Annotated in this window: 19 protein-coding genes; 1 reads left to right on the plus strand and 18 read right to left on the minus strand. The window is 66.0% G+C overall.

Features of this window, described 5'->3' with window-relative positions; translation table 11 throughout:
* Positions 1-12: 12 nt before the first annotated feature.
* The gene (locus GBZ48_RS18660; protein ID WP_174472366.1) at positions 13-1,194 is read left to right on the plus strand and encodes a fumarylacetoacetate hydrolase family protein; all 1,182 of its coding nucleotides are present in this window, start codon (positions 13-15) and stop codon (positions 1,192-1,194) included.
* A gap of 96 nt (positions 1,195-1,290) precedes the next feature.
* Here the strand turns inward: GBZ48_RS18660 and GBZ48_RS36945 are convergent, their stop codons facing one another.
* The 18 genes from GBZ48_RS36945 to GBZ48_RS18750 form a co-directional block, all read right to left on the minus strand.
* Positions 1,291-3,849: a peptidoglycan-binding protein gene (locus GBZ48_RS36945; RefSeq protein WP_174472367.1), complete on the minus strand. Its 2,559-nt coding sequence runs from the start codon at positions 3,847-3,849 to the stop codon at positions 1,291-1,293.
* Positions 3,850-3,994: 145 nt separating this feature from the next.
* Complete coding sequence (locus tag GBZ48_RS18670; RefSeq protein ID WP_174472368.1) at positions 3,995-5,521, minus strand: UxaA family hydrolase; 1,527 nt, start codon at positions 5,519-5,521, stop codon at positions 3,995-3,997.
* Positions 5,522-5,564: 43 nt separating this feature from the next.
* Entirely contained in the window at positions 5,565-6,380 is an 816-nt protein-coding gene (locus GBZ48_RS18675) for an amidohydrolase family protein (protein ID WP_174472369.1), read from the minus strand.
* A 4-nt stretch (positions 6,381-6,384) separates the two neighbouring features.
* Positions 6,385-7,422: an aldo/keto reductase gene (locus tag GBZ48_RS18680; protein WP_174472370.1), complete on the minus strand. Its 1,038-nt coding sequence runs from the start codon at positions 7,420-7,422 to the stop codon at positions 6,385-6,387.
* A 137-nt stretch (positions 7,423-7,559) separates the two neighbouring features.
* Positions 7,560-8,504, minus strand: a complete 945-nt coding sequence (locus GBZ48_RS18685) for an ABC transporter substrate-binding protein (protein ID WP_174472371.1) — start codon at positions 8,502-8,504, stop codon at positions 7,560-7,562.
* Positions 8,505-8,560: 56 nt separating this feature from the next.
* The gene (locus tag GBZ48_RS18690) at positions 8,561-9,658 is read right to left on the minus strand and encodes an ABC transporter permease (protein ID WP_209798389.1); all 1,098 of its coding nucleotides are present in this window, start codon (positions 9,656-9,658) and stop codon (positions 8,561-8,563) included.
* Positions 9,655-11,229, minus strand: a complete 1,575-nt coding sequence (locus tag GBZ48_RS18695; RefSeq protein WP_174472372.1) for a sugar ABC transporter ATP-binding protein — start codon at positions 11,227-11,229, stop codon at positions 9,655-9,657. The genes GBZ48_RS18690 and GBZ48_RS18695 overlap by 4 nt, the downstream gene beginning before the upstream one ends.
* A gap of 130 nt (positions 11,230-11,359) precedes the next feature.
* Entirely contained in the window at positions 11,360-12,205 is an 846-nt protein-coding gene (locus tag GBZ48_RS18700) for a fumarylacetoacetate hydrolase family protein (protein ID WP_174472373.1), read from the minus strand.
* A 77-nt stretch (positions 12,206-12,282) separates the two neighbouring features.
* Positions 12,283-13,026, minus strand: a complete 744-nt coding sequence (locus GBZ48_RS18705; protein WP_174472374.1) for an SDR family oxidoreductase — start codon at positions 13,024-13,026, stop codon at positions 12,283-12,285.
* 147 nt (positions 13,027-13,173) lie between these two features.
* Positions 13,174-13,989, minus strand: a complete 816-nt coding sequence (locus GBZ48_RS18710; RefSeq protein ID WP_209798388.1) for an IclR family transcriptional regulator — start codon at positions 13,987-13,989, stop codon at positions 13,174-13,176.
* Positions 13,990-14,028: 39 nt separating this feature from the next.
* Positions 14,029-15,258: a glycosyltransferase 87 family protein gene (locus GBZ48_RS18715; RefSeq protein ID WP_174472375.1), complete on the minus strand. Its 1,230-nt coding sequence runs from the start codon at positions 15,256-15,258 to the stop codon at positions 14,029-14,031.
* Between the two features lie 203 nt (positions 15,259-15,461).
* Complete coding sequence (locus GBZ48_RS18720; protein ID WP_174472376.1) at positions 15,462-16,646, minus strand: tetratricopeptide repeat protein; 1,185 nt, start codon at positions 16,644-16,646, stop codon at positions 15,462-15,464.
* 62 nt (positions 16,647-16,708) lie between these two features.
* Positions 16,709-18,223 (minus strand): mechanosensitive ion channel family protein, encoded by a 1,515-nt coding sequence (locus tag GBZ48_RS18725; RefSeq protein WP_174472377.1) that lies wholly within the window; start codon positions 18,221-18,223, stop codon positions 16,709-16,711.
* Between the two features lie 36 nt (positions 18,224-18,259).
* On the minus strand, positions 18,260-20,209 hold the full coding sequence (locus GBZ48_RS18730; RefSeq protein ID WP_174472378.1) for a HAMP domain-containing methyl-accepting chemotaxis protein: 1,950 nt from the start codon (positions 20,207-20,209) through the stop codon (positions 18,260-18,262).
* Between the two features lie 28 nt (positions 20,210-20,237).
* Complete coding sequence (locus GBZ48_RS18735) at positions 20,238-21,614, minus strand: chemotaxis protein CheW (protein ID WP_174472379.1); 1,377 nt, start codon at positions 21,612-21,614, stop codon at positions 20,238-20,240.
* Between the two features lie 19 nt (positions 21,615-21,633).
* Positions 21,634-22,746 (minus strand): ligand-gated ion channel, encoded by a 1,113-nt coding sequence (locus GBZ48_RS18740; protein ID WP_174472380.1) that lies wholly within the window; start codon positions 22,744-22,746, stop codon positions 21,634-21,636.
* 522 nt (positions 22,747-23,268) lie between these two features.
* The gene (locus GBZ48_RS18745; RefSeq protein ID WP_174472381.1) at positions 23,269-24,231 is read right to left on the minus strand and encodes an MlaA family lipoprotein; all 963 of its coding nucleotides are present in this window, start codon (positions 24,229-24,231) and stop codon (positions 23,269-23,271) included.
* Positions 24,232-24,345: 114 nt separating this feature from the next.
* Positions 24,346-25,272, minus strand: a complete 927-nt coding sequence (locus GBZ48_RS18750; protein WP_246307288.1) for a COG4223 family protein — start codon at positions 25,270-25,272, stop codon at positions 24,346-24,348.
* Between the last annotated feature and the right edge of the window lies 1 nt (position 25,273).

Here is a 25,273-nt window from a genome sequence, read left to right on the forward strand (position 1 = left end):
TCGGACTCCGACATGATCCAGTTCCCCGTGGATGTGACCCGAACCCTTCCCAACGACGGCTATGCCGGCACCCTGGCCGGGCGGGTCTGGCGGCCGGGCATCGGCCCGTCGGTGGTGGCCGTGCGCGCCGATGGCGTGTACGACGTGACCGCGATCTTCCCGACCATGAGCGAACTGGCCGCCCGGCCCGATCCGGCGGCGGATCTTGCCGCTGCGGCGGGGGAGCGCATCGGCGCACTGGCCGACATTCTCGCCAACACGCCGCCGGACGGTCGCAATGCGAACGCCCCCTGGCTGCTGGCGCCGACCGACCTGCAGGTGCTGAAGGCGGCCGGCGTCACCTTCGCCGTCTCGATGCTGGAGCGGGTGATCGAGGAGCGCGCCCGCGGCAATCCCGACGCCGCCGAGGCGATCCGCGCCGAGGTGCAGCGGCTGGTCGGCGACGATCTGGCGGCGCTGAAGCCCGGCTCCGAGGCGGCGATGAGCCTGAAGGAGGTGCTGATCGCCCAGGGCGCCTGGAGCCAGTATCTGGAGGTCGGCATCGGCCCGGATGCGGAGGTCTTCACCAAGGCCCCTGTTTTGTCCTCGGTCGGCACGCTGATGGACGCCGGGCTGCACCCGAAATCGACCTGGAACAACCCGGAGCCGGAGGTGGTGCTGATCGTCGCCCCCGATGGCCGCATCGCCGGGGCGACGCTGGGCAACGACGTTAATCTGCGCGATTTCGAAGGCCGGTCCGCTCTGCTGCTGTCGAAGGCGAAGGACAACAACGCATCCTGCGCCATCGGTCCCTTCATCCGCTTCTTCGACAAGACCTTCACGCTGGACGACGTGCGGAGCACCGACGTCGCCCTGACGGTCGAGGGGCCGGAGGGCTTCCAACTGGCGGGGATGTCCTCCATCTCGCGGATCAGCCGCGATCCGGAGGACCTCGTCGCCCAGACCGTCGGCCCGGTCCACCAGTATCCCGACGGCTTCGCCCTGTTCCTCGGCACCATGTTCGCGCCGACCCAGGACCGCGACAATCCCGGCGGCGGCTTCACCCACAAGGAGGGCGACCTCGTCACCATCGCCGCACCCAAGCTGGGTGCCCTCGTCAACCGCATGCGGCCGAGCGACGCCTGCGAGCCTTGGACCACCGGCATCGTCGAGCTGATGCGCTCGCTGGTCCGGCGGGGGGCGCTGAAAGGCTGAGCGGCGCGCGCCGGATTACCGTCAATGGAATGACGATTGCTGGGACGACGATCACGCTTCCTCCGCATGATGGTGTGGAGGAAGCCGTCCTTTTTGTCATTTCGGCTGTCGGCGCACGACCTCCTGCGCAAGCTTCCTGGCAACATCGGCCGAGAGCCGTTTCGATACCTCGTCGATCTGCCTGCGATCAAGACCGCTGTCATCGATGGCGGCGTTGAATCTCGAAACGAAATTATCGTCATTGAAAAACTGATATTCCACCAATCCTTGCTGAGTCATCATTCGGTCAAAAATCGTGGCAGCCATATCAAGAATAAGGCAATATCTTTTTGATTTAAAATTTTTTGACGGCATAGCCGATCTGTAACAGGATTCGACCTCAGGAATTATCCTGTCTCTTCCTCCGCTCCACACTAGCGTTGCTATTTTGCTTGAAACTTTATTGATTTCTTCTTGGGAAACCCAACCTTCCACGGTCCTTGCAATCATTCCGGAATCGGCTGCCTTGTCGGGAGGGTTGGTCGCGGCCAGTCCGGTTGCCTGTGAGGCGGTTAATTGACCGGTCACGGGATGGCTGTTAGCGGCCTGCCATTTGCGAATCGCGTCTCTCGACTTTTCACCAAGAACGCCATCGGCAGTTCCCGTTAGGAAGCCGGTCTGGATCAATGCCGCCTGGATAATGGCGGCTTGCTTTCTATCAATGACGGCTTCCGGTACGTCTGCCACAGCACCGGGGGCAGCCGGCTGACCCGACGGCGTGGCTTGTGCCCTGGTGCGAGCCGCCGCCTTTTCTTTGGCCCGATCGATCTGCGCACGATAGCGGGCCTTGAAATTGACGGGCCTCAGATCTTTCGCCGCCTTGCTCTCTTCCGAGACCGAACCGTCGTAGGGCTCGAATTCAGCGATACGCAGACCGAATGCCTGCAGGTTGCCGTTAAACCCCAGTTTTTCGAGTCCCCTCAAACTGTCGCCCGTTAGAGCATTTGCAATATTAGCGCACAAAACTTCAGACCGCATCCTTGGAAGAAGGTACGGAATAGACTCAGAATATCTATTTATCTTATTGAATGTTACTTTGCCTGCTTGGTGACTTATTTCTGAGTTTGTTATGTATGAGTCCTTCTGGTATGAAAAGCTAAATGGTTTGTTGAATGTTATTAGATTTTTCGATATTTCTGGTAATTCTTGCCCATTGTAAGTGATTTCAAGATATATTTCCGAAAATGCTATAGAGGTTTCATTATATATGCTTGCGCACACATGACTTATGCTTGTATCTCTATGCGCTAATTCTAATCTTGTTCCTGAGCTCACTTCTTGGGAGGCCAGATTTCTGGTGAATACATTCAGTTTATTCTCCGCATCCTCTTCCTTTTTAAATAGGGCAGTTGTCAAGCTGACGACCCGATCCGTTACCTCTTTGGTCGACGGAAGACCTTGCCGTTCAGTCAGAAATGGCGCCAGAGCCGCCTCATAGGCCCGACCGGCATTCTCGACATCCCGCCGAAGTTCCTGTTCGCGCTCCTGCCGCTTCTTGTGCCGTTCCGCCGCCGCTGCGTCCCAAACGACCGCCCGCTCCACCAGCTTCAAATTGACGAGGTCGACACGCCTCTTTCCTTCGCGTTGGATATCCTCCTGTCTGGCAATCTCCGGACCGGCCTTGGCGATGGTCTCTTCAAGTGCCTCGAGCATGGATGCGCCATGCAGGATCTCGCCTTCCTGGCCGGCTATCGCGGCTTCAAGGGATCGGATGTTCCGACGAGCTTCCTCCGCCCCGGCATCGGCGATGCCCCTGTTGCAATTGCTCTCTTGTTCGGTGGGCTCATTGCGGATGGCATCTTGGAGGATGATTATGGCGTCGCTTTCCTTGCTTACAAGAAAAGTTTCAATCCCTTTCAGGCCATCGCCGATGTGTTTCCTGGCCTTCATCGTGTAGACGCCACAGAACGACGACTTGATCGCGTCGATATCCCGTTTCGCCCGATATATATCAGGCAAATGGATGCCGATAGCGATACGTGACGTCACTTGCGCGGCCTTGAAAGGAGGACCGAAGATTTTCAGAGCCGCCGTTACAGCCTCTTTCTCCTGCAAGGCCTGTTTCGCAAGGTCTTCAAGTTCGGCCTGGTCTCCGGATTCGATCCGCTTCAGGCGGGCTTGCTCCTTCGACAGGGCCCCCTTGTCGGATACGATCTTCTCTTTGATCTTCCCCGCATTGATCTTGATGAAAGCGATCTGGCTCTGGGCCTCGACTTGATTCGCGCGGATCCGTTTCACCTCGGCTTCCGCAGATTGCTGTTGAAGCAACGCGGCGCGAAGGTCCGACTGCAGAAGCTCGGCCTCGGGATTGCCGGGGTCCGGTTCCTTCAGGAATGCATCCAACGCGCCGATGGCCGCATCCTTCGCCTGCTTCAGCGTGCTGGAAGCCTCCTCCTGACGCCGGTTCAGGTCGGCCTGTGCCACCTCCCTTTCACGGCGGAGCCTCTCCAATTGCTCCACCGCCACCTTGCGTTCAGCCTGGATCCGATTGACCTCGACGAGGGCGTCCACATAATCCGCATCCGATGGAACAGCGGCAAAGCTAGAAGACGCAGGCGCGCATCCGATCGCGGCAACGGTTGCAAGCGAGAAGATCAAAACTCTAATGCGAACCACGACGCGAAGCTCCGCCTGATAACCGTCCTATGGAGCTTACATGGACGTGACCGGAACGATCAACTTCGCAGCATGGTTAAATTGCAAGCCCGGAATCAACCACAAGCGATAGGAGGCTGAACGGATCCGGCCTCCCGGCTTTCTGTCACATGACGGCGCCGATCTGCCAGGGCACGAACTCGTTGTCGCCGATGCCGTTCTCCTCGCTGCGGGTGCGGTGTCCCGACGCGGTGTCCAGCATCAGGCGGAACAGGGCGGCACCCGCCTCCGCCACGCTGGTGCCGCCGTCCAACACCGCGCCGCCGTTGAAGTCCATGTCGTCGCCCATGCGGGCATAGAGCGCGCTGTTGGTGGCGATCTTCAGCGACGGCGTCGGCTTGCAGCCGTAGGTCGATCCTCGGCCGGTGGTGAAGGCGATCAGGTTGGCGCCGCCCGCCACCTGTCCGGTGGCCGAGACCGGGTCGTAGCCGGGCGTGTCCATGAAGACGAGGCCGTGGTCGGCCACCGGCTCGGCATAATCGACCACCGCGTTCAGGCGGGTGCCGCCGCCCTTGGCGACCGCACCCAGCGATTTCTCCAGGATGGTGGTGATGCCGCCGGCCTTGTTGCCGGGCGACGGGTTGTTGTTCATGTCGCCCTTGTGCAGGCGGGTGTAGTCCTCCCACCAGCGGATGCGGTCCATCAGCTTGCCGGCGACGGCGGGGGAGGCGGCGCGGGCGGTCAGCAGATGCTCGGCGCCATAGATCTCCGGCGTTTCGGACAGGATGGCGGTGCCGCCATGGGCGACCAGCAGATCGACCGCAGCACCCAGCACCGGGTTGGCGGTGATGCCGGAATAGCCGTCCGACCCGCCGCATTGCAGCCCGACCGTCAGGTGGCTCGCCGGTACCGGCTCGCGCCGGACATCGTTGGCGATGGGCAGCATGGCGCGGACCAGGGCGACGCCGCGGTCGATGGTCTCGCGGGTGCCGCCTTCCTCCTGGATGGTCAGGGTGCCGATCAGCCCGTCAGGGCGCGGCGCCAGCGTCTGGGCCAGCGGCGCGATCTGGTTCATCTCACAGCCCAACCCGACCAGCAGGAGCCCGGCGAAGTTGGCGTGGTCGGCATAGCCGCGCAGCGTGCGGCGCAGGATCGCCATGCCCTCGCCGGTGCCGTTCATGCCGCAGCCGCTGCCGTGGACGATGGCGACCACACCGTCGACATTCGGGTACTCGGCCAGCGCGTTGCCGGTGAAGGCATCGGCGATGCGCTTGCAGACGGTGGCAGAGCAGTTCACGCTGGCGATGACGCCGATGTAGTTGCGGGTGGCGACCTGTCCCGACGGCCGGCGGATGCCGAGGAAGGTCGCCTCCTCGGCGCCGCGGTCGGCCTCGACAATGCGGGTGGAGCCGTGATCCAGCCGGGCTTCGCCCATGCCGAGATTGTGGACGTGGACATGCTGGCCGGGCTGGATCGGCTGGGTGGCGGTGCCGATCACCTGCCCGTACTTGACCACCGGCTCGCCCGGCGCGACGGCGCGGATGGCGATCTTGTGGCCGCTGGGGATGGTGGCTGCGGCGGTGCCGGCGAAGCCGCCGACGGCGACCGGGCTGCCCGCCGGGATCTCGCGGGTGGCGACCGCCACGCTGTCCGACGGGTTCAGCAGGAGAAGTTCGGGAACGGAAGACGGCATCGGTCTTGGTCCTTGAAGATAGAATGGGAAGGCGGACGCGGGATCAGCCCAGCCGGTAGAAGGTTGCGGCATTGCCGCCGAACACCGCGTCATGCGCCGCTGCGGGGACCAGCTGGCGGCACATCTCCAGCCAGCCGGGATAGTCGCCGGCCAGCCGCAGGACCGGCCAGTCGCTGCCCCAGATCAGCCGGTCGGTGCCGAACAGGGCGATCAGGCGCTCGACATAGGGGCGGATGTCGTCGATCCCGGTGCGCTCGCCCGCTTCGGTCAGCAGGCCGGACAGCTTGCACCAGACATTCGGCAAGCCGCCGAGGGCGGCCATGTCCTCCGCCCAGCCGGGAGTGCCGCCGTGGGCGATGTCCGGCTTGGCTGCATGATCGATGACGATGGACAGCGCCGGATGCCGACGGGCGAAGCGCAGCAGCGACGGCAGGTGAGGCGGCAGGACCAGCGCGTCGAAGCTCAGGCCCCATTCGGCCATCGCGGCCGCGGCCGGATCGATGGCCGGATCGTCCAGCCAGTCGGCTGCTTCGGCCTGCACCATCGGTCGCAGCCCCTTCAACTTGGGATGGGATGCCAGCGCCTGCACCCGCTGCGGGGCGTCCGGCGCCTTCAGGTCGGTCCAGCCGACCACGCCGCGGATAAAGCTGTGCTTTGCTGCGAGGTCGAGCATGAAGTCGGTGTCGGCCGCGCTGGACAGGGTCTGAACCAGGATGGTGCCGTCGATGCCGGTCTCCAGCAGCAGCGGCAGCAGGTCGGGCGGCAGGAAATCGCGGTGGATGGGACCAAGCTCCGGTGGCGGCCATTCGCCTTGGCGGGCGGCCATGAGCCAGAAATGCTGGTGAGCGTCGATGCGCATGGGGTCAGGCCTCCGCCGTGACTTGAGCCGGAGTGGGAGCGGTCTCGTTCAGCAGTCCGCGCGCCTTCAACGCCTGCCAGAAGGCGGCGGGGATCGGTGCTTGGGCCCAGGCGAGGTTGGCCGCCAGCTGGCCGGCGCTGCGCACGCCGGTGACGCAGGAGGCCACCGCCGGATGGGCGAGCGGGAATTGCAAGGCCGCGGCGGGAAGCTCGACCGCGAACTCGCGGCAGGCGGTGGTGAGCGCCTCCACCCGCGCGACGGTTTCCGGCGGGGCATCGGCGTAGTTGAACTTGCCATTGCCGGCAAGGATGCCGGAATTGAACACACCGGCGGCGACGATCCGCGTGCCGGTGGCGAGGCAGCGTTCCAGGAAGGGAGACAGGCTGGTCTGGTCCAGCAGGGTGTAGCGGCCGGCCAGCATGGTGCAGTCGAGATCGACCTCGTCCATAGCGTCCAGCGCCACCTCCCATTCGTTGACGCCGAGGCCGATGGCCGACACCGCGCCATCGCGCCGCAACTCCTCCAGCGCGCGGAAACCGCCGCCGCGGGTCAGCGCGTCCCAGTGATGGGCATGGGCGTCGCCATGGGTGACCCGGCCGATGTCGTGGACATAGAGGATGTCGATGCGGGCAAGGCCGAGGCGCTGGAGCGAATCCTCCACCGAGCGCAGGATGCCGTCGCGGGAGTAATCATAGACCGGGTGGAAGGGCAGGGGATCGGCCCAGCCGTTGGCATCGACGCCCGATGTCCTCGCACCGCCGGCATTCGGGCGGATCAGCCGGCCGACCTTGGTCGACAGCACGAACCTGTCGCGCGGCCGGTCGCACAGGGCGGCACCCAGCCGCCGCTCCGACCGGCCATAGCCGTAATAGGGGGCGGTGTCGAAATAGCGGATGCCGGCATCCCAGGCCGCGGCGACGAGACGGTCGGCCTCGGCCGGATCGGTCGGGCGGTAGAGCCCGCCGAGCTGCGCGCAGCCCAGCCCGATCACCGGGAGCGACAGGCCGGAACGCGGCAGGGTACGGCGGTCGATGAGGTTCATGCGGGACGCCTCGACTGCGGAAACCAACTGTGGAAACTCGATGGCGAAGAAAATGGCGTGCGCGGCGAGGGACCGGGCGCCGCGCACGCCCAAGGTCAGGAGAAGGGGCCCAGGAGAAAAAGAAGTGGTGCAACCGCTCAGTACAGAACGTTCTGGGCCTCCGGCGTTGCCAGATTGGCCTTGGTCACCAGCACAACACCGGTGTCGAGCGCCTTTTCGACCTTCTCGCGCTTGGTCAGCTTGACCGCCGTCTGCACCCCCAGATAGCCCATCTGGTAGGAGCCCTGGACGGCGATGGCCTCCAGCGTGCCGTCCTTGACGAAGCCCTGGAGATCCTGGTTGCCGTCGAAGCCGACCGCGGCGATGTGGCCGGCCTTGCCGCTCTGGGCCAGCGCGCGGCCCATGCCGATGGCGGTCGGCTCGTTGGCGCCGAAGATGCCCTTCAGGTCGGGGTTGGCGGCCAGCACATCGGTGGTCTGGTTCAGCGCGGTCGCCATCTGCGACTGGGAATAGAAGGGACCGACGATCTCAAGCTTGGAGTGGTCCTTGATGTATTTGGTGAAGCCGCCGACCCGACCGATCTCCGATCCCGCACCGGCGACATAGGACATGACGGCGATCTTGCCTGTGGTGCCGACCTTGTCGATCAGCGCCTTGGCGCACAGCTCGCCCGCCTTGACGTTGTCGGTGGACAGCATGGCCTGGTAATACTGCTTGCCGGCGTCCGATACAGGGGAGTCGATCAGCACCACCGGGATCTTCGCCTCCCACGCCTTCTTCAGAACCGGGACCAGCGCGTCGGGGTCGGAAGGGGCGAGCACGATGCCGGCGACCTTCCGGTTCACCGCGTTCTCCACCATGTTGACCTGATCGGCGATGGCCGATTCAGCCGCCGGACCCTGGAAGGTCATGGTGTAGCCGTCCGCCTCCTTCTGGGCGGTGGCGGCACCCTTCTGCACATTCTGCCAGAAGGTGGAGTTCACCGTCTTGACCACCACCGCGATTTCCTTGTCCGCAGCCAATGCCGAACCGGTGGCGAGAGCGATGGCGGATGCCAGACAGGCTGAAACGAAGCGCTTCATGGTTTCACTCCCTGTTGGTTTGTTTTGGGCAGGCACGTACTTGTCGCAAACGCCGGTCAGCGCCGGTTGCGGATCTGGTCGATCCAGACGGTCAGCAGGATGACCAGACCGATGATGATCTGCTGGGTGAAGGCCGACACGCCGTTCATGTTCAGCCCGTTGCGCAGGATGCCGATCACGAAGGCGCCGATGGCGGTGCCCGAGATCGTCCCCACCCCGCCGATCAGAGAGGTGCCGCCGATGACCGCACTGGCGATGGCGTCCAGCTCGTACATCACGCCCTCATTCGGCTGTGCGGTGACGAGGCGGGACATCAGGACGCAGCCGGTCAGCCCGGCCAGCGTGCCGGACAGCACATAGGTGAACAGGGTGACGCCGGCGACGTTGACGCCGGACAGCCGGGCGGCCTCCGCGTTCGAGCCCACGGCATAGATGTGGCGGCCCAGCGTGGTGCGGCTCAGCATGATCGCCACGGCGATGGCGATCACCACCATCAGCACCACCGGATAGGGGATGCCGGGAAAGACCACGTCGGGGAAGCCGTCCTCGCCGATGCGGACGATTCGGAACATGGCACCGTTGCCGAGCTCGCCGAAGGAGTCGCCGAGGCCCGACACGGCACGCGCCCCGGTGATCTGCAGGGCGACGCCGCGCGCCACCATCATCATGCCCAGCGTGGCGATGAAGGGCGGCAGCTTCAGCCGCGTCACGCACAGCCCGTTCAGCAGGCCGCAGAAAGCACCGACCAGGATGCCCAGCCCCATGCCGAGCGGCACCGGCGCGCCGGCCTTGACCGCCAGCGCCGCCACCACGCCGGACAGCGCCAGGACGGAGCCGACCGAGAGGTCGATGCCGCCGGTGATGATGACGCAGGTCGCGGCGATGCCGAGATAGGCGATGGAGGTCACCTGCAACGCGATGGTCATGCCGTTGCCGACGCTGAGGAAGGCGTCGCTGGTCGCGGAGAAAACGGCGACCAGCACCAGCAGTCCGGCCAGCGCCGCGAATTTCTGGATCAGATCCTTGCGCCGGTCGTTCGTCACGCGGCTGCTTATGGGGCCATTCATCGCCTGGGGACCGTCGCTCACCGGCTGGCGCGGTGCGGCGGCAGCGGACGGCGTGGCGTCGAGGGTCTTGGTGGTGGGATTGCTCATGGCGTTTCGGCTCCCGGCGCCGCCGGGCGGCCATGGCCCGAGGCGAAATGCATGATCTCTTCCTGGCTGGTCGAGCGCGTGTTCAGAACGGCGGTGATCCGGCCTTCATGGAAGACGGCGACGCGGTCGGTCAGGCCGAGGATCTCCGGCAGTTCGGAGCTGATCAGCACCACGCCGATCCCCTCGGCCGCCAGCCGGTCGAGAAGCTGGTAGATGGCGAATTTGGCGCCGACATCGATGCCGCGTGTCGGCTCGTCGAAGAACAGGATGCGCGACTGGCGGAACAGCCACTTCGCGATGACGATCTTCTGCTGGTTGCCGCCCGACAGCAGGCGCGCCACCTGATGCGGCGACGGCGTGCGGATCGACAGCATCTGGATGTAGCGCCACGCCGCCTGCTCCTCCGCCTTGCGGTCGATGAAGCCGAGTGCGCCGGACACCGCCGCCATGTTGGCGAGCGTCAAATTCTGGGTGACCGACATCTTGACCGCCAGCCCGTGGCTCTTGCGGTCTTCCGACAGGTAGGCGATGCCGTGGGCGATGGCGTCGCGCGGGGTCTTCACCGTGACCTCGCCGCCGCCGAGCCGGATGGTTCCGGCATCCAGCGGGTCGGCGCCGAAGATCGCCCGCGCCACCTCGGTGCGGCCCGCACCCATCAGACCGGCGAAGCCCAGGATCTCGCCGCGCCTGAGGTCGAAGCCGACATCGTGGAAGACGCCGCGGCGGGTCAGGCCGCGCACCTCCATCAACACGTCTTCGGTGGGAACGGAGGTGCGCTCCGGGAACTTGTCGTCCAGCGAGCGGCCGACCATCAATCCGACGATCTCGTCCACGCAGGTGTCGGCGAAGGCGCGGGTATCGACGAAGCGGCCGTCGCGCAGCACCGTGACCCGGTCGACGATCAGCGCCATCTCGTCCAGCCGGTGGGAGATGTAGACGATCCCCACCCCCTGCTCCCTCAACTCCCGGATCACCTGGAACAGCAGGGCGGTTTCGGATTCGGTGAGGGACGAGGTCGGCTCGTCCATGATGACGATTTCGGCATTCAGCGACAGCGCCTTGGCGATCTCCACCATCTGGCATTGGGCGACCGACAGCGACTTCACCGGCGCGTCGGGGCGGATGTCGACGCCGAGCCGGTCGAGGCAGGCCTGGGCCTGCCGGCGCAATGCGTTCCGATCAATGAACCACCCGCGTTTCGGCTCCCGCGCCAGGAAGATGTTCTCGGCCACGCTCAGATGCGGGACGAGGTTCAGTTCCTGGTGGATGATGGCGATGCCGGCCCGCTCGGCGTCGAGCGAGGAGGCGAAGCGCCGCACCTCGCCCTTGTAGACGATGCTGCCCTCGTCGGGCTGGTACTGGCCGCTGATGATCTTCATCAGCGTCGATTTGCCGGCTCCGTTCTCGCCGCACAGCGCATGGACCTCGCCGCACCGCAGGTCGAAACCGACGCCGTCCAGCGCCAGCACGCCGGGAAACCGCTTGGTGATGCTGTCCAGCCGCAGCAGCTCGGTCCCCGCCGCTGCTGTGGGGAACCGGCCGGGGGCCGTGTGGAGCGACGCTTGCTGCATGGCACCTCCCCATCGGGTGTGGCCCATCCGGTGCGGCCCCTCGTTCCGGGGCGCGCCGTTTGGCTGCTTTGTCGAGCAAACCGCTGCTTATCCCGGCCGCGCCGTTGTTCCGGTCACGGCCGGGGTGGCGTCACTCCGCCGCGTACACCTGCTGGCGCTGGCGGCCGAGACCCTGAATTTCGAGTTCGATCCGGTCGCCGGGCTTCAGATAGGTCGGCGGCTTCAGCCCCAGACCGACGCCCGGCGGCGTGCCGGTGGAGATGACGTCGCCCGGATGCAGGCTCATGAACTGCGACAGGTAGGAGACGATGTGGGCGACGCCATAGACCATCGTCCGGGTCGAGCCGTTCTGGTAGCGGTGGCCGTTGACCTCCAGCCACATGTCCAGCGCCTGCGGGTCGGGAACCTCGTCCCTGGTCACCAGCCAGGGGCCGATGGGGCCGAAGGTGTCGCAGCTCTTGCCCTTGGTCCACTGGCCCTGGCGTTCGATCTGGAATTCGCGTTCCGACAGGTCGTTGACGACGCAATAACCGGCGACATGGTCCAGCGCCTCGGCCTCCGACACATATTTCGCCGTCTTGCCGATGACGACGCCGAGTTCGACCTCCCAGTCGGTCTTGGTCGAACCGCGCGGGATTTCCACCGGGTCGTCCGGACCCTGGATGGTGGAGGTCGCCTTCATGAAGATCACCGGCTCCGACGGGACCGTCGCCCCGGTTTCCGCCGCATGGTCGGAATAGTTGAGGCCGATGCAGACGAACTTGCCGGTGCCGGCCACGCAAGGACCCAGCCGGGTGGAGGCATCGACCAGCGGCAGGCTGTCCACCGGCAAGGCCGCGATCTCCGCCAGCCCATCCGGCAGCAGCCAGCGGCCGGCAATGTCGTCGACATGGGCGGACAGGTCGCGGATACGGCCCTGGGCATCCAGCAATCCCGGCTTCTCGGCCCCCCGCGGGCCATGGCGCAGAAGCTTCATCGAGCGTTTCCCCAGATTGTTTCTTGTCGTTTTCGCGGCCCGGCCAACGGGGCCGCTGCCGGTCAGGTGCGATGCCTTCAGGTATTCGTCCAGCCGCCGTCGATGGCGATGGGCTGTCCGGTCATGAAGGAGGATTCGTCGGACGCGAGGTAGACGGCGAGCTTCGCCACCTCCTCCGCCGTGCCCAGCCGGCCCATCGGCTGGCGGGCGATGAAGGCGGCGCGCGCGGTGTCGTAATCGCCGAGCGCCCGCATGCGATCGTGCAGCGACGGGCTGTCCACCGTTCCGGGGCAGATGGCGTTGACGCGGATGCCGCGTGTGACGTAATCGGCGGCGACCGACTTGGTCAGGCCGATCACCGCGGCCTTGGTGGTGCCGTAGATGAAGCGGTTGGGCGCCCCGATGATCGACGAGGCGACGGACGACATGTTGACGATGGACCCGCCGCCGCCCTCCAGCATTCCCGGCAGGAAGGCGCGGATCATCCGGTACATCGACCGGACATTCAGCGTGACGGCGAAGTCGAAGGCGTCTTCGTCGCACTCCAGCACCGTGCCGGCATGGACGAAGCCGGCGCAGTTGAACAGGACCGACGGAGCCGGCACTTCCGCGGCGAAGGCGCGGATCGCCGCCGGATCGCAGACGTCCAGGCGGCGGGTGACGATGCCGGGAATGCCCGACAGCTCCGCCAGCAGCCCGTCATTGATGTCGGTCGCAACCACGCTGGCGCCCTCCTCCGCGAAGGCGAGTGCGGCGGCGCGGCCCATTCCCTGTGCCGCGGCGGTGACGATGGCGGTCTTGCCCTGCAATCTGGCGGTCATGGCGGTGTGTTCTCCCCAGGCGTTATTCCCTAAGGCGCGATGTCGGGTGCGGTTGCAGATCCGCCGGTTGCATCGCTGTTGCCACAATCCGCAGCGCGGATCGCATGTTTTATATACACATCGTCATTGCGCCTGTAAATCGATCCGTCAGTCCAACGAAAAGATTTCCGATATACGCCGACTGGCTTCGTCCAGGGCGGCCAGGATCTCCGCCGGTTCCTTCGGAACCTGCCGGGTGCGCAGATAGGGACAGGTCAGGGCGGCGACGGCGCCGCCCTCCCGCCGGTCGATCACGGGACAGGAGAGATCGACCACCGCTTCGGTGATGCCGCTGGGGCGGGCGACATGGCCGGCGGCGCGGACGGCATCGAGATTGCGGTCCAGCGCATCCAGGTCGATCCAGGGATCCTCCCGCCGCAGCTCCTCATACAGGCCGTGGCGGCGGCGGGCGCCGATGAAGGCCATCAGGCAATGGCCGGACCCGGTCAGCACCAGGGGCTGGCGGTAGCCGATGCGGACGGTGAAGCCGATGTGGCTGGTGCTTTCCACCCGTGCCACCACCGCGATCTGCGTGCCCGACATAACAGCGAGATGGCAGGAATAGCCGGTCTTCTCGGCGAAGGCGTTCATGAAGGGCAGGGCGATTTCGATCAGCGAGCGGTTGACCGGCCGGTTCATCCCCAGGCGGAACAGCCGGTCGGTGACGCGGAAACGGTCGTCGCCCTCCAACCGCTCGATATAGCCGCGCTGCGCCAGGACCGAGACCATGCGGAAGATCTCACCCTTGGTCCGCCCCACGCCATCGCCGATCTGCTGCAACGACTGGGGATCGCGGCACTCGGACAGGAACTCCAGAATGTCCAACCCCTTTTCCAGAGCCGGGGCGGAGTATCGCCGCTCACGGTCCGGTGTGTCCGGCAGATCGGCGGACATGTCGGGTGGGTCGGTGTCGGTTCCGGTCATGGTGGCGTCCCCTCTTTTGCCGGTGCGGCTTCGTTTTACCTATGATTCCTCCACTTCACCGGAAAAACAATGGAGGACTTGGCCGCCGGCCGGGACGGGGTGGGCAAGCAGGCTTCGTCGGGACACCACCAGCCAGACAGGATAAATCAGCAGGGCGAGCGTCAGCGATTGCTTGAGCCACATCTGGGTCGGTCGGTAGAACCAGCCCCCATAAAAATGCAGACCCAGCCCGGTCACGGCCAGACCGAGCAGCATCGGCACCGCCCCTGCCCGTGGCCGGCGATGCTCCACCAACGCCGCCAGGGTGGTCAGCACGGCGATGCTGAGATAGGAACCCTCCTCGGTCCTCGGGTTGAACAGCACCAGATACCAGGCCCCCAGCATCACCGTGACGATCATTCCGGTCACATGGTCGAGCCGGCGCCCCGCCGTCCACACGATGCCGACCACCAGCAGCGCGCCGGCCAGCCGCAGCGCCGTCATGGTCGCATAGGCCGGCTGCACTCCGGCTTCGGCCAGCATGCGGGTCAGGTCGAACCAGCGGCCGCTGTCAGGCGCCGCGGCGGTGGCGAGCTTGCCGATCATCGCCGCATATTGCCCGGCGACATAGCCGGGGTCCGGATGCAGGAAGGGAGCAACCGCGGCAATCAGCAATCCAAGCGCCAGCGGCCGGCGCACGCCCGGCCGCACCACCGCGAACAGCAGGGCGGGGACCAGCGCCAGCGGCTTCAGCGCCACGGCCAGCGCCAGCATCGTCGCGCCCCGGCGATCCCGCCTGTGTGCCAGATCGACGGCGGCATGCAGGACCACCGACATCATCATCAGTTCGCACTGGCCGCGCAGGACATTGATCGAGGCGGTTGGAATGGCCGCCACCAGTACCCAGGCGGCCAGCGTCCGCCCCATGTAGGGATGCAGCAGCAGCGCCACCCGGTATACCGCGCCGGAGAACACGGCGACCATCGCCAACCGCCAGATCTGATCACCGAGCCCGAGCGGCAGGGCCGCCAGCGGACCCAGCAGAACCGCGCTGGACGGAAAATAGAGGAAGCCGTGGATGCCCTGCGTATAGACGGGGACCGACGACCACCAGTCGACCACCGCGTCGCGGTAGATGTGGGTGATCGGCCGCTCCGGCCGGACAACGGCAAGCACCGCCATCGCCACCACGAACAGACACCAGACCACCACCGCGACCGCACTGGCATCTCGACGCCACGCGTCTCCGCCGCGCAGAAAGCGCGACAGAAGAATTCCATTCGAGTTCATGAAGTTTCCGGACCCCAAGCCAACGCCCGGCACGGTTATCTAGCGGGATTTGAGGATCCTGGAAAATTAAAACCAATTCATAGTGGAGTTCAAACTGTCAGAACTCCGCATTTTCTTGCTGTGCAGACCGGCAAGCCGGTCGCCACGGGGGCGGCGGGAGCCTGGATGGACTCCCGCATGATTGATCGAGGCGCTCCGTTCCCTTACTTGACGGTGGTGTTGGACACTTTGACCGGTGTCGGCTGCGCCGCTGAAGGTTTCCCCAGATCCTGGCGCAGATCGCTGGGCTTCAGCGGTTCACCCTTGCGCCAGGAGATGCGGTAGTAAAGGCTCGCGACCTCCGGGTAGGTTTCGAAATTGTCGAGGTTCGCGCGGGCTTTCGTCTGGTTGCGCTGTGCGCACACCACGTCTCCCCGCTCCGTGCACAGTTCGGCACGCAGCGAAGGCACCAGGGCGCTGGTCGGGTCCCAATATTCGGCATCGTCGAGCGCCGTGATCGCCTGATCGTAGCGGCCCGTTGCCATGAAGGCGCCAGCGCGCAGCAGATCCCCGGCGGCCAGGATCGTGTAGGCCCGCTGATAGCGGGCGGACTCCATCGCCGGCTTCAGATAGGTTTCCACCGACTTCTCGTCGTCCTTCACCAGCATGACGAAGGCGCGGTTCAGGCGGGGGAACAGCAGGGCAGGGTCGGTCTGGTCGGCTTCCTCGAACAGGCGGGCGGCCTCGTCGAGCTTCTGCTTGTGAAGGGCGACGATGCCCGCCATGTTCAGAATGCTGGCCCGCTCCCGGTAGTAGGTCTTCGAGGCGTAGGTCTTCAGTTCGCGGGCGATCAGATCGTCGACCTCGGTGTAGTCGTGCTGGCGGTCGGCGCTCTGGAGCGCGTAGACCACCGTCACATAGGGGGCGAGATGCTCCATCACCTCCTGTGCGGCGCGGCCCATCATGTCGGGCAGCGACTCTCCATCCTTGCGCTTGACGATCACGGGGAAGGGCGGCTCGTCCGGGTCGCGCACCATGGCGACGAGCTGGAGCTTGCCCTCCTTCTCGTCCTTGGCGAAGCTGCCGTTCACCGTCGCCGTCTTCATGCCGAAGGTGTGCTGAACGGCGGCGGTCATATCCTCCAGCTTCAGCGTCTTGGCCAGGACCGCCCCCATGGTCTTGGCCTTGGTCGAGCGCACGCTCGGGCTGCCGAAATAGGATTTGGTATCGCCGATCTCCTGCATCTTGGCGATGAACATGTCCTCCATCACGTCGCCCTTGGCGGTTCCCTTGGACAACTCGTCGGGCATGTACAGGCTGACGGCGACGCTGTCGGCATGCAGGACGGCATCGGTCGAGATGATGCCGAAGGCGGCCATGAAGGCGACTGCGAGCGAAATGGGATCCATGGTGTCACCTCTTCCTTGGCGTTTTCGTTGAAATTGTCCGGCAGTGCCGGGTGTCGGTGGTGTCAGCCGGTGTTGGCGACCGGGCCGATGCCTGAGCCCTGCCGACCGACGGGGGCGGGAAACAGGTGCCGCATCTGCCGCAGGGTGTCGGCGACCCGTTCCTCGTCCTCCTCGGAGCGGCTGGCAGAGCCGGAGACGAGGTTGCGGGCCACGCGCTCCATTGCGCCGGCACCGGCGCCGAACTCCATCGTGCCGGCACCGGCGCCGAACAGGGCTTGCAGGGCGTCGGGGCCGAATTCGCACAGCAGGACCGCCGTGCGGCAGCGCACGGTGCTGCCATGGGCTTCGCCGCGCAGGATGGCGGGATCGAACAGGTCGCCGGGACGCAGCGTCGCCGGCAGCGGATCGCGGACCGACCTGCGCCCGGCATCCGCCGACAGCAGCCCCTCCAGCACGAGATAGAGCGAGGTTCCGGCCTCTCCCGCCTGGATCGCCACCTGACCGGCCGGCAGCTCCCGCATCGCCGCGTGGGAGGCCAGCAGACGCAGCGGTGCATCCCCCACCCCACGGAACAGGGCGGCGGCGCGCAGCAGGGCGGTCAGACCGGCCGTGTCGGGGCCGGCGCCTCCGGCCTGCCGGAACGCGCCGTCAGCAACCGATGGGCCGTCCGTCAGCATGGTCGCGGTCTCCAGCCCGGCGAAGGCGAGATGGGTCAGCACGGTCTGAAGGATCATCGGCGATGCGTTGCCCAGATGACGCCATTCCGCCTTGTAGAAGATGGCGTATTCGACGCCTTCCAGCCGGATCGCCTTGACCTCGACCCAGGGAACCGGCGTGTCCGGGCCGGCAAGTCCGGTCATCGCCTCCAGCGCCGCCGCCTGGAGGATGCGGGTGGCGCGGGCGAGCGGCACGCGGGCGTCGAGCGTCAGGGTCACGAAGCGGAAGCTGTTGGCCTCCGGCTGGCTGAAATTGGTGATGGTGAAGGCGCTGAACTTGCTGTTGGGGAAGATCACCAGATCGCCCATGAAGTCGCGCACGCGGGTGGTGCGCCAGCTGATCTCCAGCACCTGACCGCTGATCTTGCTGTCGCCCGACCGGTGGATCTGGATGTATTCGCCGATGCGGATCGCACGGTCGATGTTGAGCGCGATGCCGGCGAACACGTCCTGCAGCAGCTCGCGCAGGGCCATGCCGAGTACGAGGCCGGCGACGCCGGACGCCGCCCACAGCACCGTCAGATCCTGTTCGAACACGATGCCGGCGCAGGCGGACACGGCGATGCCGAAGATCACCAGACCGGACATCTGGCTCAGCAGCTTCGGCACCGGCGAGCCGGTGGCGGACGCGACGATGCCGTCGAAGATCACATATTGGACGATCCGCTGCACCAGCACGGCCAGTGACAGGAAGGCGGCAACGCCGAGAACGTATTTCAGCACGCGGCGCGTGCTGTCCATCGCGGCCAGCCCGAACCCCTGGAAGCTGTCGCCCCCGAGGTAGAAGCCGAACAGCACCACCAGCGTGATGACGAACGGTGCGGTCAGTTTGCCGGCCGCGCGGCGCAACCCTTCCTTCATGGCGGTCCCGTTGCCTCCTCTCCGGTGCGGCTGTGGTCAGGCGGTGCGGATGCGGGCGGTTTCCGCCTTCAGGCGCTGCGCCATGTCGGTCAGCGCGGCCATGGTGGCGGAGATCTCCTCCGCAGCGCCGGCCGTCGCCTGCCCGGTCATCGAAAGCTGCTCGACCCGGTCCTTCAGCAGGCTGGCCATGGCGTTCTGCTCGTCGATGGCGGCGGCGATGGACTGGGCGGTGGAGCCGCTGTCGCGCGAGGCCTCGACGATGCGTCCGATCGCTTCCGCCGCCTCGCCGGCGGCCCGCACACCGGTTTCCACGCCCGCGGACGCCTCACGCACCAGCGTGCCGATGTCGCGGGTGGCGGCGGTGACATCCTCGGCCAGCGACGAGATCTTGGCGGCGATCAGGCCGAAGCCGCGGCCGCTCTCCCCCGCCCGGACCGCTTCCAGCCCGGCGTTGAGCGCCAGCACATAGGTCTTGTCGGCGATCCCGGCGATGAGTGCGCTGATCCGCTCGATCCCCGCCGTCCGTTCGGCGATGCCGTCGACCGCCCGGCTGAGCGAGATCAGCGTCCGCTGCCCGTCCTCGGCAAGGTCCGCCGTACCGCGCGCCAGGGTACTGCCGCGTTCGGCATTGCGGGCGATCTCGCCGATGGCGCCGGCGGTCTGCTCGATCGCGCCCGACACGTCGGCCAGCGTCATCATCTGACCGGCCGCCTGACGCGACACGTCGATGGCCGCCGCTGCCGTCTCCGTCGCCGACGTGGCGACCTGCTCGGTGGAGCCGTTCACCGCGCGCAGCACGGCGGCGAGCTGCTCGACCGCGCTGTTCAGGTTGTTCTTGATGGCCGCGAAGTCGCCCTGGTGCGCACCGTCGACGGTCCGGGTCACATCGCCCTGGGCCAGCGCCCCGGCGAAGCCCGAGATCTCGTCGAGCAGCAGGGCCAGCGCGTCGATGCTGCGGTTGACGTTGCCCTTCAGCGCCCGCAGGTCGCCGTCATAGGAACCGGTCATGCGGCCGCGGATGTCGCCGGAGGACAGCCGCGCCATCACCGACGCCACCTCGAACAGCGGGGTGGTCAGCACCTCCACCAGCTCGTTGGCGCCGCGCACCAGAACGGCGAATTCACCGGCATGGCGTTCCGGCTCCACCCGCACGGACAGGGCGCCGCCGCGGGCCGCCTCGATCAGGTCGCGCAGGTCGCCGGCCACCGCCTTCAGTGTCGCGGCGATGCCTGCGGTGGCGCGCAGCATATGGCCGATCTCGTCCCGGCGGCCGTCGTCGGCGACGGTGACGTTCAGATCGCCCCGCGCCATGCGGTCGATCACATCGCGGGCCTGGCCGAGCGGCACGGTGATGGAGCGGATGATCGCCACCCCGAGCGCCACGCCGACCAGCACCGCACCGATCAGCAGCCCGATGGTCCGGCGGACCGTGAGGTCGTACAGGGCGTCGTTCTGCTGGTAGACCGACCTGGCGACCGTCAGCTGCAATTCGATCAATGCCGACATCACGTCGGAAACCGGCTCGATTGCCGGATACAGCTCGTCGATGACGAAACGGTCGAGCCGTTCGGAACGGCCGGCAGCGAGGATCCCGCGCAGCCGGTCGGCGGCGCGGTCGGCGTCGGCCATCAGCGGTTCGGCTTTCGCCACCAGCGCCTTTTCCTCGTCGACCAGATAGGTTGCCAGATAGCCACGCCATTTTTCGCGGATTCCGGACCGGGCGTCGTCGATGGCGGCGAGCGCGGCCTCGGTGGGCACATTCCCGTTCCGGGCCTTGTGCGCCATATCGACGATGTTGACCGCATAGAGGTCGGCGATCACCTTCAGATCGCGCAGTGGCACCACCCGGTCATTGTAAACCGTGTCGAGCGCGTCGTTTCCCATCTTCATGCCATGCAGGGAGATGAGGCCGATGATGGCGGTGAAGCCATTGAGGACGACCACCAGGACCGCCAGCTTCTTGCCGATTTTCAGGTTCTTGAACATTGCGCCAGGGCACTCCTGCAGGGTCCGCTCACCAATTCGAAAGCCAGCCGGCGAATGACGCCCGCATGGCCGTCCGCACGACATCTCCGGGGTCCGCACGCCACGGGCGGCGAAAGGCGTCGGGCCGCAGCAGACATTCAAGGACAGGCTTGCCGTTTGCCGGTTTTCCGGTCGCAGGACGGACCGCCCCGGCCAGCACGGCCATCGCATGGGGCAGCGGCGGCGGCGCATGCCAGCCGAAGCCGCCATCCGCCGCTTCGATCCGCCCAGTCAGCAGGGCGATGGGATGCCGGCCGTCGCGCTTCAGAACCACGCAACCGGCCGGCCCGGCCGTGCCCCCGAACGCCGCGTCGATGTCGAAGGCGGGGATCGATCCGGAGCGGCGCGACCGGTGAAAGTCGCCGGGGCAGGGCATTCCCCTCACCTCCCGCACCATGGCGGCCGGTGCGGCCAGGATCACGGGGCCGGCCGCCATCGCGACATGGGTATGGCCCGACGAAGGCGCGGGCAGGGGCCGGACTGCCGTGCAGACCGCTTCGCGCGCCGCCGGCCGGTCTATCGGCAGGAACCCGCCCGCCCCCGGATGAACCACCTGGATCGGGCGGTTGCCCGCATCGTCCCGCCACCACAGGGAGGTTTCGCCGTCGGCATCGACGGCCACCAGATCCCGGCGTGGCAGGCTGTGCAGACCGAACAGTTCGGCGACCGTCAGGGCGATGGTCCCGTCGGCCGTGCGCAGGCGCAATGCCCAGCTGTCGTCCTCCGCCGATCCGGTCCCCATCCAGGAGGCAAGGGAGTGGGCCGGCAACAGGTCGCCGTCCAGCATCACCACCTGACGGGGTGCGATGCAATTTGCGGTCAGAAGGCCGTCTGGACGGCCGACACTGTCGATCAGCGTCGCGGGGATGGCGACACGGTGTCCGCCACCGGCGACCAACAGCACGTCCAGCTCATCGGTCGTCCGGTCCATATGGTCCGGTCCCGGCCGTGCCGGCTGCGGCCCGCAGGGGGCGAGCCCGCTGAGCAGATCGTCCGGATCGAGGGAAAGGACAGGGCCGGGGGCCGGATCCGCCATGTTCCCGTCGGCGGCCTTCACCTCATCGACCCGCAGCGACAGTGGCCCTGCCGCGTGGTCCAGTTGCAGGCTCCATCGCCCGTCACACGGTTGCCCGCCGTTCCGGGCCCCCAGGTCGATCTGCGCCGCGGCTACGCCGTGGCTGAAGACGACGCCTTCGTAGCCGGGCGGAGCGAACGGCACCGGTGCGGCCGAAACCGCCAGATCGACGGCCGCCACCTGGCTTGCCGGCACTGCGAGGTGCCGCCCGGTAACGCGAACGGTCACCGTTGCCGTCCGGGCGGCTGGCCGCGGCGCCGTCGGGCCGGCAATCGGGAGCGGGGCGGTCATCGTCGTCTCCACCGTTCCGTCAAGCGGCCGAGGCGACGGCATAGCCGTTGACGCCGATGTATCCGGCGAAGGTCGCCAGACACAGCAACAGGTTGGCGATGCGGGCGAAGCGTGGCGCACGCTTGTGCGTCAGCTGCATCAGGACGACGGCGAGCGCCGCCAGCAGGATGGAGGCGAAGGTCGTGCTGACGATCACATCGGCAAGGGTGAAGGTCGAGGCCGGCGGCAGATAGCCGTCCAGCGCGTATTTGTTGCCGACCGCAGCGAAAACCGCCGCGGCGCACAGGCCGATCCGCGATCCCGCCATCGACTCGAAATCGAGGAAGAAGGTGAGCAGGGCCAGCAGGAACGCGACGCCGAAGCCGACAAACAGGCTGCACAGCAGGCGGATTCCCTGGCGCTTCACCGTGATGGTTGCGACCACCCGCGAATAGACGCTGTCCTCCGTCAGGGTGGGATCACCGTAGGAGGTGTTGTAGGTGACGTCCTGGGCCGAGAGATCGAAGCCCTCGATTGTCCAGCCCGGCACGGTCGCGGCCGGATCGATGCGGCTGTTCTTGCCGTCGGCGACGAAGCGGATGCGGCCGGTGTCGGACTGGCCGTCCTCGACCATGATCACCAGCTTCTGCCGGTCGAACGGGAAGCGGGTGATTTCCCAATCCTCCGCCAACACCGCGCCATGCTTTTCCTGATGCCAGCGGATTCCCTTGCTGGTGTCGAGCGAGGCGAATTTTACGCTGTCCGACTTCGCGTTCGCGACTTCGACCGTTGCATGCGGATCGTAGTCGGGATTGTCGTGCAGGTACCAAAGCCAGAACGAGGCGTAGTAGGACCGCTTCGACATGTCGAAATCGAGCAGCTGGGTCAGGTACATGCCCACCTTGACCTCAGTCGGCCCGTCCGGCCGTGCCGGTGCGGCGGAAGGCGGCGTTGCGCCGTCGGAGGCCGGCGGCGGCGAGGCGGCGGTGCCGGACGGGGGGGCTTCGGTTGCCGCCCAGGACGGCAAGGCGAACTGGGCAAGGGCGATGAACAGCAGCGTGGTCAGAACCGCACCGGCCAGTCCGTTCCGCCGGCCGCATGCCTCACCGCTTCTACGGTCGCGGCATCGATCGTTCCGACCCGATCCCGTCATTGTAGGCTCTGTCACAGCGCTTCCTCTCCCTCAGGGCATCTTTTTTTAGCGTGCGGAGAAATTTTTGAATGAGGTCGCCGATAATAAATTGCGAACTGAAAGAGATAATGTCCAATAGAAATGAGATTTCTATAGAGTCTTCATTTGAATGCTCAAAAATTGCTTAAGTCATTAAACGACTATTGGGAAAACTTTATTTATAAAAGAGAGGTTAGGTCAATTCGGGCAACCCCTATCATACTTCCAATCTTCAGTTTTAAATTATTTGATAAACTCAATCTTTGAATTGAACATTTTAAAAAAGCGGACAATTGCCGGCTGTCCCAAATAGCGCTGTGGCAATTCGGCGATGGCGGCAACGGCTGTCGAATATGGTTATGTAAGATCTTGAGTAAAATGTTCGGGGCTGATGGAAAGGTCTTTCAGCATTTGATCGACCTTGCAGCCTTGAAAGGCGGAGCAACTTGTCGGAAGGGAGGCGAAAGAGCGGTGGGGTGGTTGCTCTTCGATGCGCGCAGCCGGTTATCGGGTTGCGACCGTGTACGCCCGCTGCACGGAAAGTGCTTTGCGTGGACCTGGGCGGTCTTCTTCGGGGAAAGCCATCTCGGGTGACGAGCGCCCACCGCCCGGTGGCGTCCGGTCGAGCGAGGGGGGAGCGGAAACCGGCCCCTTGGCGGGCGGTGTCTCGATCGTCCGGGCGCAGCGTTCCCGCCGCTGCTTCAAATAGGCCGTGCGGGTGGCATCGTAGTCCGGCAGGCGGATGTTCTTCGCTTCGATGTCGAATTGCCGGGTCGCTGTGATGTCCGCCACCACCTCGACCGACTCGGCAATGACGATGGTCTGCAAGCTGGCGCCCGTGCCCGCCGCCACCCCGGCGAAGGTCCAAAGCACGGCGTTCATCAGGACGATGTCGGCGATTGCGTCGCGACCCGTGCGCGGACCGATGAACGGCAGGACCACATAGCCCATCTCACCCACGCCGGAGCGGCACAGGCTTAGACCGAGGTCGGTGTGGGTCGGGGTGAATCCCCATTGGCTCGCGGTGTCGTAATAGCCGAGAACGCCCACCGTGCTGTTGATGCCGAAGCGCTCCACCGACCGCCATGCGTTGCCGAACTCGCCGATCATCGTGCTGGTGACGGCGGTCAGCGGCTCGTTCACCAGATTGGTGACCATGTTCTGCACGCTTCCGGCCGCCGAATCCGGCGGTGTGGCCGGCGGCCCGCCCCGCATCCAGCCGCCCACCGTGTCGATGCCGTCGTAAAGATGCCGATTGAAGTCGAAGACGGCGCGGCTGTAGCTGTCGAGCCAGCCCCCTTGTTCAGCAGCTTCCTTGGCCGGCGGTGTCACGGCCGTCGCGGCTGGCGCGGCGGTGCCCTGGGGCGACGTTGCCGTCGGAGGGCTGGCGCAGGCGGCCGAAGCGGTCCAGAGCGACGCGGCGATCACCGAGCCGAGCAGGCGAGACACGAGAAGGTCGCAACTCATCCAGCCATACCTTGCCAGCCATATTTTGCCAGTTCGACCCTGACGGCGGGAGCGCGAAACCGCCGCCGTGCACGGGGCCCGCATGGACCCCACATGGACCCCGATGCAGTCCTGTCAGGATTTCGGAGACATCCGGCCTGCCGCCGTCACCACCATCTCGGCGATGCGGTCGACCGCTTGGTTCGCCGCGATCCGTGCCCGTGCATCCTCCATCCAGGCGCGGGCCGGAGACGTGGAGCCGAGGTCGATGGCGCTCAGCTGCGCCATGGCGGCCGGCAGATTGCCTTCGGCCAGCAGCGCCTGGGCCTGTTCGGCAATCGTCACCGGCCGGATCGCCTCAGGTTCGACCGCGACCGGTGTCCAGCCCGTGACGTTGGACAGCCACTTGATCGGCGTCGGCCGGGGGTCGGTGCGCCCCGCGGCCTCGGTGACCGCCGCGAAATCCTGCCGGAGCTGGCTTTCCACTGGAATGCCGTTGGCGGCATAGGCCTCCACCGCGGCCAGCAGCGGCTCCAACTCTTCCATCTTGCCGCCGAGGGCACGGACGGCCTTCAGCTCCGCATCGAAGGGAACCGGACGGCGCAAGGTCGCGCGCAGCTGCAGGAGCGCCACCATCCGGATTCTGGCATCGGCATTGGCCAGCACCGCATTGGCCGACAGGCCCTGTTCGGTTGTCCTGACCAGTGTTGCCGACAGATCGCTGACCTTGCGGTCCAACTCCGCGACGGAACGGGCGAGACGGCCGGTTTCGACCTCCTGTCGCGCCTGCCATTCCAGTCCGGCCGGCTGAAGCCGGAGAAGCCGGTAGAGCGGTGGCGACCAGTAGGGGGCGGACACTGTGGCAATGAGCGCCGCGATGGACAGGATCAGCGGCAGCGACGAGTTTCGCCCGTCCGAAGCCGCCGCCTTCAAAGGCGGCAGGTCGGGCGGGGGCGCCGGTGGAATCGCCTGACCGGCGGATTGCCAGGGTTCCGGTTGGCTGGCCGCGGTCTTGGCATCCTGCGCCGCGGCCCGCTGTTCGATGTCCGCATCCGTGATCATG

Source organism: Azospirillum melinis (genome assembly GCF_013340935.1).
Lineage (GTDB): Bacteria > Pseudomonadota > Alphaproteobacteria > Azospirillales > Azospirillaceae > Azospirillum > Azospirillum melinis.

Bases quoted from the DNA above. Each gene is read 5' to 3' on its own strand.
- GBZ48_RS18660 (WP_174472366.1), top strand. From the start codon at position 13: ATGATCCAGTTCCCCGTGGATGTGACCCGAACCCTTCCCAACGACGGC.
- GBZ48_RS18670 (WP_174472368.1), bottom strand. From the start codon at position 5,521: ATGCCGTCTTCCGTTCCCGAACTTCTCCTGCTGAACCCGTCGGACAGC.
- GBZ48_RS18675 (WP_174472369.1), bottom strand. From the start codon at position 6,380: ATGCGCATCGACGCTCACCAGCATTTCTGGCTCATGGCCGCCCGCCAA.
- GBZ48_RS18680 (WP_174472370.1), bottom strand. From the start codon at position 7,422: ATGAACCTCATCGACCGCCGTACCCTGCCGCGTTCCGGCCTGTCGCTC.
- GBZ48_RS18685 (WP_174472371.1), bottom strand. From the start codon at position 8,504: ATGAAGCGCTTCGTTTCAGCCTGTCTGGCATCCGCCATCGCTCTCGCC.
- GBZ48_RS18690 (WP_209798389.1), bottom strand. From the start codon at position 9,658: ATGAGCAATCCCACCACCAAGACCCTCGACGCCACGCCGTCCGCTGCC.
- GBZ48_RS18695 (WP_174472372.1), bottom strand. From the start codon at position 11,229: ATGCAGCAAGCGTCGCTCCACACGGCCCCCGGCCGGTTCCCCACAGCA.
- GBZ48_RS18700 (WP_174472373.1), bottom strand. From the start codon at position 12,205: ATGAAGCTTCTGCGCCATGGCCCGCGGGGGGCCGAGAAGCCGGGATTG.
- GBZ48_RS18705 (WP_174472374.1), bottom strand. From the start codon at position 13,026: ATGACCGCCAGATTGCAGGGCAAGACCGCCATCGTCACCGCCGCGGCA.
- GBZ48_RS18710 (WP_209798388.1), bottom strand. From the start codon at position 13,989: ATGACCGGAACCGACACCGACCCACCCGACATGTCCGCCGATCTGCCG.
- GBZ48_RS18715 (WP_174472375.1), bottom strand. From the start codon at position 15,258: ATGAACTCGAATGGAATTCTTCTGTCGCGCTTTCTGCGCGGCGGAGAC.
- GBZ48_RS18720 (WP_174472376.1), bottom strand. From the start codon at position 16,646: ATGGATCCCATTTCGCTCGCAGTCGCCTTCATGGCCGCCTTCGGCATC.
- GBZ48_RS18725 (WP_174472377.1), bottom strand. From the start codon at position 18,223: ATGAAGGAAGGGTTGCGCCGCGCGGCCGGCAAACTGACCGCACCGTTC.
- GBZ48_RS18730 (WP_174472378.1), bottom strand. From the start codon at position 20,209: ATGTTCAAGAACCTGAAAATCGGCAAGAAGCTGGCGGTCCTGGTGGTC.
- GBZ48_RS18735 (WP_174472379.1), bottom strand. From the start codon at position 21,614: ATGACCGCCCCGCTCCCGATTGCCGGCCCGACGGCGCCGCGGCCAGCC.
- GBZ48_RS18740 (WP_174472380.1), bottom strand. From the start codon at position 22,746: ATGACGGGATCGGGTCGGAACGATCGATGCCGCGACCGTAGAAGCGGT.
- GBZ48_RS18745 (WP_174472381.1), bottom strand. From the start codon at position 24,231: ATGAGTTGCGACCTTCTCGTGTCTCGCCTGCTCGGCTCGGTGATCGCC.
- GBZ48_RS18750 (WP_246307288.1), bottom strand. From the start codon at position 25,272: ATGATCACGGATGCGGACATCGAACAGCGGGCCGCGGCGCAGGATGCC.